The sequence below is a fragment of the Corallococcus sp. AB030 genome (assembly GCF_003668965.1).
GTDB lineage: Bacteria > Myxococcota > Myxococcia > Myxococcales > Myxococcaceae > Corallococcus > Corallococcus exiguus.
On sequence record NZ_RAWQ01000337.1, the window covers coordinates 1 to 6,092 of the forward strand.

The window sequence follows — 6,092 nt, forward strand, 5'->3', positions numbered from 1 at the left end:
GGAGTGACCCGCCTCGGGTCCCCGGCACCCCAGCCGTCCTCCCCCTGGAAGACGTCGGCCCTTGTGCGCATCGAAGGTGGGAGCGATTGCCCTGCGAGGCAACTGTCGTGGACAGGTAAATCGCGGCTACACTGTTGGTACTTCTTTGCCCATCCCATGCGGCTGCCGACAGCACTCCTGCTCTTCATCCTCTTCCTGCTGCCGTGCGCTGCGCTGGCGCAGGGAGACACGCGCATCACCTTCCTGGGCCGTCAGTTGGAGAAGGGAAGGGATCCGCGTGCGCGCTCACAGGCCGCGCTGGTGTTGGGCGCCACCGAGGATCCCGAAGCGGTGACACCGCTGTGCGGCGGCCTCAAGGACCCGAGCGAGCTGGTGCGCGCGGCGGTGGCCAAGGGATTGGGCGCGCTCTTGGAGCCGAAGGGGCTCGACTGCCTCCAGGCGGTGCAGGGGGAGGCGGACGCCACGGTGCAGGCGGCGGTGGCGGAGTCCATCAAGGTCATCAAGGCGTTCCAGTCGCGCCGGCCGCGCTTCTACCTGTCGCTGGACGCGCTGAAGGACAAGACGGGCAGGGTGCCCGCGGAGCTCGTGAAGGTGACGCAGGAGCGGCTTCGTTCCAAGCTGGTGCGCCGGGGCGCGCAGATGGCGCCGGAGAAGGAGTCGAAGGCCGCGGCGAAGGGCGCGCTCAAGAAGCTGGGCGTGCACGGCTACCGCATCACGGCGGAGATCCAGTCGACGGACAGTGGAGGCCTGCGCCTGCAGCTTCTGTGCATGACGTACCCGGAGCAGTCCCTGATGGGACAGGTGGAAGTGAACGCCGCGGGGGCTCCGCCCGCGGACCTGTTGAAGGCCCTGATCCCCCGAGCCATCGAGGAAGCCGCCGCGACCTTCGAGTGGAGCAGCGAGACATGACGACGACCACGGCCCAGGCCCCGACGACGAAGCGCCGCTGGCGCAACTTCCTGCTCGACGCGCCCTTCCAGCTGAGGCTCACCGCGTACATCGTCGGTGTGTCGCTGGTGATGGCGGCGCTGCTGGGCATCTTCCTGGTGCGCGCGGCGAATTCGCTGTTGCAAGAGACGGCGAAGGCGGTGGACGCCCGCTCGGCGGCGGCGGAGGTGAGCCGCGAGTTGTCCGGAGCCACGCTCTCCAACGAGCTGATGGTCCACATGAACGACCCGGCGTTCGAGAAGCAGTTCCGCGAGCAGGCGCAGGCCATCGACGCCAAGTACGACGCGGAGCGCGCGGCCATCGTCACGCAGCGCGCGGAGCTGGAGCGCCATCAGCAGCTGACGTGGTGGGTGCTGGGCGGCTGCCTGGTGTCGTTCATCGCGGTGGTGGCGCTGGCGACCATCGTGGTGACGCACCGGATGGTGGGCCCGCTCTTCCGCATCAAGCGCATGATGCGCGAAGTGGCGGAAGGCCACCTGAACCCGCCGCAGCACGGCCTGCGCGAAGGCGACGAGCTGCAGGATGTCTTCGAGGTCGCGCGGGACATGACCCAGCGGCTGCGCGCGCAGCAGACCGAGGACGCGCGCGCGCTGTCGGAGGCCCTGGCGCAGGCGAAGACGAGCGGCGCCACGGGCCCCTGGGTGGACGAGCTGACCGCCCTGGAGACGCGCTACCGCGAGCGGCTGGCGCGGTAGGGCAGGGCGGCTTGGTGACACCGCGCCGGGGGCTCACACCCGCGCGGTGTCCGCGGTGAGCCCCATCTGCAAGAGCTCCGAGTGCAGCAGCAGCCGCGCCTGCGCCCACGGCAGCGCGACGACTCGGTAGCCCGCGAGCGCCTGGAGCAGCAGCGGCCGGTAGCTCGCGTGTCCTGGGTCCGCCACCACGACGATGCCCCGGTCCGTGGTGGAGCGGATGAGCCGCCCGACGCCCTGGCGCAGGAGCAGCAGCGCGCGCGGCAGCCGGTACTGGAGGAAGCCCAGGTACTCGTTGCCCGCCTTCGCCAGCGGCTCCTCGCGCGCGGCCACCAGCGGCCGTGACGCTGGCTCCAGGGGCAGCTTGTCGATGAAGACACACCCCACGCCGCGGCCGGGGATGTCCACGCCCTGCCAGAAGCTCTTGGTGCCCAGCAGCACCGTGCCCGTGTCGCGCTCCTGCCGCGCCGCCAGCGAACGGCCGTGCCCGCGCGACTGGCGCAGCACCTCGATGCCGTGCGGCTCCAGCCGCGCCTGCACCTCGCGCGCGACGCGCTCCAGCCGCCGCGTGGAGGCGAACAGGCCCAGCACCCGGCCGCCCATCACCTGCGCCAGGCCGGAGATGCGCCCCGAGGCCCAGTCGATGAACGGCTCCTCGTGCGCACGCGGCGCGTCCGTCACCAGCACCACCAGCGCCTGCTGTCCCAGATGGAACGGCGACGGTGCGCGCAGGATGGGCGGCCTCAGCCCCAGCCGCTTCAGCACGAAGGGAACAGGGTCACCCGTGCCCAGCGTGGCGGACGCCATCACCAGCGCGCGCTTGTTCGCGGCGAAGTCCTTCGCCACGGACTCGGACACGTCCACCGGCTGCGCGCCCACGCTCCAACGCGTCTTGCGAGGCTCCGCCCGCGCCGCGTAGCAGCGCTTCGCATCCGGCTCTCCAGCCAGCTCGCCCGCGAGCACCGACAGCTCGCCCAGCTCCGTGGTGGCGCCGGCCAGCTCCCGCTCCAGCGAAGGCTGCTTCACCGCCAGCTCCGGCAGCGCCGCCAGCACCCGCACCGACAGCAGCGTGTGCACCCGTTGCAGCGCCGTGCGCACCGCCACCAGGCCCTCTCGCACGGGCTCCCAGGCGGGCAGGGCGCGCACCGCGCCCGTCACCCGCAGCTCCGGCGCGTAGGCCGCGTCGTCCGCGTCCTCGCCGGGCATCGCCGCCGCGGGCTCGCACAGGGTCGTCACCTGTTCGCCCAGCAGGCGCGCCTCCTGGAGCAGCGTGCGCAGGGCGTCGTCCACCTCGGACATCAGCACGCGGGACTCGTCCCGGCGCGTGGCCGCGAGCGCGCGGCGCAACTCCGCGAAGAGGCCCCGGCGCCCGTCGCGTCCGTGCAGCCGCTCCGTGAGGCGCAGGAAGGCCAGGTCGGACAGCTCCACCGTGAGCGCGGTGGTGGCCACGTCCTCCAGCTCGTGCGCCTCGTCCAGCACCAGGTGGTCCAGGCGCCCGTAGCGCGCGGGCCACGCGAACGCGAGCGACTGGTTGATGACCAGCACGTCCGCCTCGCGCGCCTGCGCCACCGCCGAGTGGTAGAAGCACTTGTGGTGATGCGGGCACCGCTCGCCCAGCGTCGTCGCCGCCTCGGAGCGCACCGCCGGCACCAGCCCGTGCATGCCCGGGAAGCGCTCGCGGAACCAGTGGCTCAGCCGGTCCAGGTCCCCGTCCACGCTGCGGCGCATGTACGCGCGCACGTAGGCCCGGGGCGCCCGCGCGGAGTGGTTCATCCCCGGCTCCACGCGCGTGGCCTCCAGCGCGCGTCGGCGGCACAGGTAGTTCGTCTGGCCCTTGAGCAGCGCGTAGCCGAACGCGCCGCCGGTGGCCTGGTGCAGCCGGGGCAGGTCCTTCTCCAGGAGCTGGTCCTGGAGCGTCTTCGTGTGCGGCGCCACGCCCACCTTCAGCCCGTTGCGCGAGGCGAACAGCGCCGCGGGCGTGAGGTACGCCAGCGACTTGCCCGTGCCCGTGCCGGCCTCCACCGCCACCTGCCCGCCGTCCGACAGCGTGCGCGCCACCGCCTGCGCCATCTCCAGCTGCGCGGGCCGGGACAGGAACCCTCCGCCCCGCTCCAGCGCGCCGCCGGGCCCCAGCACCTGGGCCACCTCTTCTGGCCGCACCGGCAGCGGCGTCGCGTCCAGCTCGGGCTCCGGGGGAGGCCTGCCACCATTCACGCGCTTGCGCTCCGGCCGCGCGCGCAGGAAGCCGCCCGTCGTCTCCAGGTTCAGCGGCGTTGGCGTGGCCCGGCACGCCTCCCACAGCCGCGAGAGCAGCTCCAGCAGCGGGCGCGACTCCGCGTCCATCGCCAGGTCGCGAGCGTCCTCATCCGACAGGGTATCCAGCAGCGGCGTGGGCCCCAGCGACGCGCGGGCCCTGGGGTCCATCGTGGACAGCAGGTCCGCCACGTCCTCCGCGCGCCCGTCGCGCACGCAGCCATCCAGCGCGTGCACCAGCACCGCGTGCACCGCCACGCAGTCATGCAGCGCCCGGTGCGGCTGCTGTGAGCCCAGCTTCGCCCACCGCATCAGCGACTCCAGCGAGTGGCTGGGCAGCTCCGGGTGCAGGTAGTGCATGAGCTCGCACGAGTCGAGCACCGGCACGCCGCCGAGCACGTCCGGCAGGAAGCCCTTCTCGAACGGGGCGTTGTGCGCCACCACCGTCCAGCCCTTGAGCCGCTCCCGCAGCTGGGCGCGCTCCGCGTCGAAGCGGGGCTGTCCTGCGAGCTGCGCGTCGGACAGGCCGGTGAGCCGGCGGATGGTGAGGTTCAGCGGGCGCGAGGCCGAATACAGCTGGGAGAAGCGGTCCACCTCCCGGCCGTGCTCGAAGAAGAGGCACCCGACTTCGATGACCTCATCCACGCGGGGGTCGAGCCCCGTCGTTTCGAGGTCCAGGAAGACGTGCCGGGTGAAGAGCTCCGAGCTGCCCATGCAGGCCCGCGAGACTACCCGCCCGGGCGGACATCGCCAGTTAACGGAGCGGGGCGCTACTGCACGAAGAAGCGGCCAGTGGTCTCTCCCGTCGGGCACCCGTAATGGAGCATCCCGGACTGACGGGGCGTGAAGGCAATCTCCACCAGCGGGTGGGGCGAACGGACGGAGGAGTCCGAGGACTTCAGTCCACCACGAACGTACCGGCGATCATCTTCCCCATCGCGCAGCCGTACCTCAGCGTCCCGGACTGGTTGGGCGTGAAGGTGATGTCCACCGGCGTGTTCAGGGGCAGCTTCGTGTCGATTTTGTACTCGTCCATCACGAGCTCGGTGGCGCACGTCAGGTCCGTCCTGCGCGTCACCACCAGCTTCACCGGCTCGCCCTTCTTGAGCTGCACCGGCGAGGGCTCATAGCCCTTCTCCGTGACGGCCAGCTCCACCACGTGCACGCCGTTCTCCCGCCGTCCCACCTCCTGCGCGGCGGGCGTGCCCGGCTCCTTCGCGGAGGACTCCTTCGTGCACGCCTGCTGTGACGCTCCCGCGAGGACCGCCGCCGCGGTGAGCGCGAGCCAGGGCTTGATGATGCGGGAGAAGAAGGGGCGCATGGATGGAGTCTCCAGGGGGAGGAAGGACACGGGCGGCCCGCCACTGAAGGCAGGGCCGCCCGGAAGTAACGACACCGCGAGCCGCTTTCAGCCCTCGGCGTCGGGCTCTGAACCGGCCTCGTCGTCGGAAGCATCCTCGGGGGGGGCCGGGGGCGCTTCGAAGCGCAGGAGCGCGTGCAGCGGGACGAATAGCTCGTGCCCGGGCTCGCCCAGCAGCACGTCGAAGCGGCCCACGCGCAACAGCGGCGCCTCCACCGTGATGCCGTTGCGCAGCACCAGCTTCACCGTCTGCCCGATGTGCGGCAGGAACGGCCGGGGGTCCGAGTAGGGGCGCTTGTCCGGCTGCCGCGCCACCTGCGCCGGCTTCTGCGTGAGCTTCGCGTCGCGCTCCAGGGTCGGCATCAGCCGCTCCCAGTCACCCCTGCGCGCGATGAGCACCACCTGGAGCTTCTCCAGACGGCCCGTGCGCTCGAAGGTGAAGGCGATGGCCTCCTCCGCCAGCAGCGTGTCCAGCAGCGACCGCTCCGCCAGCACCACCGACAGCTCGGTCTTCTGCTCGATGAAGGCGCCCAGGAAGTCCGCGACGAGCGCGTTGTCCACCTGGCCGCGCGCCTGCTTGATGGCCGCCTTGCGCTGGCTGCGCTCCTTGCGTGCCATGAACTCCTGCACGGTGAGGCCGCTCTGGAGGATGCCGAACGCGTCGCCCAGCGACAGGCTCGGCGTCTGGCCCATCAGCTCGTAGACCTGGTCGAAGCGCTTCGCCTCCTCGGCGTGCAGCTTGCGCCAGATGCGCGCCTTCATCTTCCCTTCCAGCTCACCCTTGGCGATGCGCGCCGGCACGTGCTCGCGCGTGGCCAGCGCCAGGATCTGCTCCGGCG

General features: G+C 71.8%; 4 protein-coding genes and 1 pseudogene. 2 read left to right on the forward strand and 3 right to left on the reverse strand.

Features of this window, described 5'->3' with window-relative positions; translation table 11 throughout:
• Positions 1-156 precede the first annotated feature (156 nt).
• Both D7Y15_RS41580 and D7Y15_RS41585 read left to right on the forward strand, forming a co-directional pair.
• Positions 157-909, forward strand: coding sequence for a HEAT repeat domain-containing protein (locus D7Y15_RS41580; RefSeq protein ID WP_121756032.1), 753 nt, complete (start codon positions 157-159; stop codon positions 907-909).
• Entirely contained in the window at positions 906-1,643 is a 738-nt protein-coding gene (locus D7Y15_RS41585; RefSeq protein ID WP_120578067.1) for a HAMP domain-containing protein, read from the forward strand. Before D7Y15_RS41580 ends, D7Y15_RS41585 begins: the two co-directional genes overlap by 4 nt.
• A gap of 33 nt (positions 1,644-1,676) precedes the next feature.
• On the opposite strand, the gene D7Y15_RS41590 is transcribed toward D7Y15_RS41585, so the two are convergent.
• From D7Y15_RS41590 to D7Y15_RS41600, 3 genes and pseudogenes are all read right to left on the reverse strand, one after another.
• A complete protein-coding gene (locus D7Y15_RS41590) occupies positions 1,677-4,607 on the reverse strand; it encodes a helicase C-terminal domain-containing protein (protein WP_121756033.1) in 2,931 nt (976 codons plus the stop codon).
• A 184-nt stretch (positions 4,608-4,791) separates the two neighbouring features.
• Positions 4,792-5,214 carry a cupredoxin domain-containing protein gene (locus tag D7Y15_RS41595; protein ID WP_121756034.1) on the reverse strand — a complete coding sequence of 141 codons (423 nt, stop codon included), beginning with the start codon at positions 5,212-5,214 and terminating at the stop codon, positions 4,792-4,794.
• A gap of 87 nt (positions 5,215-5,301) precedes the next feature.
• A pseudogene (locus D7Y15_RS41600) lies at positions 5,302-6,092 on the reverse strand (hypothetical protein); the annotation flags it as partial.

What these genes read in the sequence shown, in the direction of transcription:
- D7Y15_RS41580 (WP_121756032.1), top strand. Translation starts at nt 157, where the DNA reads ATGCGGCTGCCGACAGCACTCCTGCTCTTCATCCTCTTCCTGCTGCCG.
- D7Y15_RS41585 (WP_120578067.1), top strand. Translation starts at nt 906, where the DNA reads ATGACGACGACCACGGCCCAGGCCCCGACGACGAAGCGCCGCTGGCGC.
- D7Y15_RS41590 (WP_121756033.1), bottom strand. Translation starts at nt 4,607, where the DNA reads ATGGGCAGCTCGGAGCTCTTCACCCGGCACGTCTTCCTGGACCTCGAA.
- D7Y15_RS41595 (WP_121756034.1), bottom strand. Translation starts at nt 5,214, where the DNA reads ATGCGCCCCTTCTTCTCCCGCATCATCAAGCCCTGGCTCGCGCTCACC.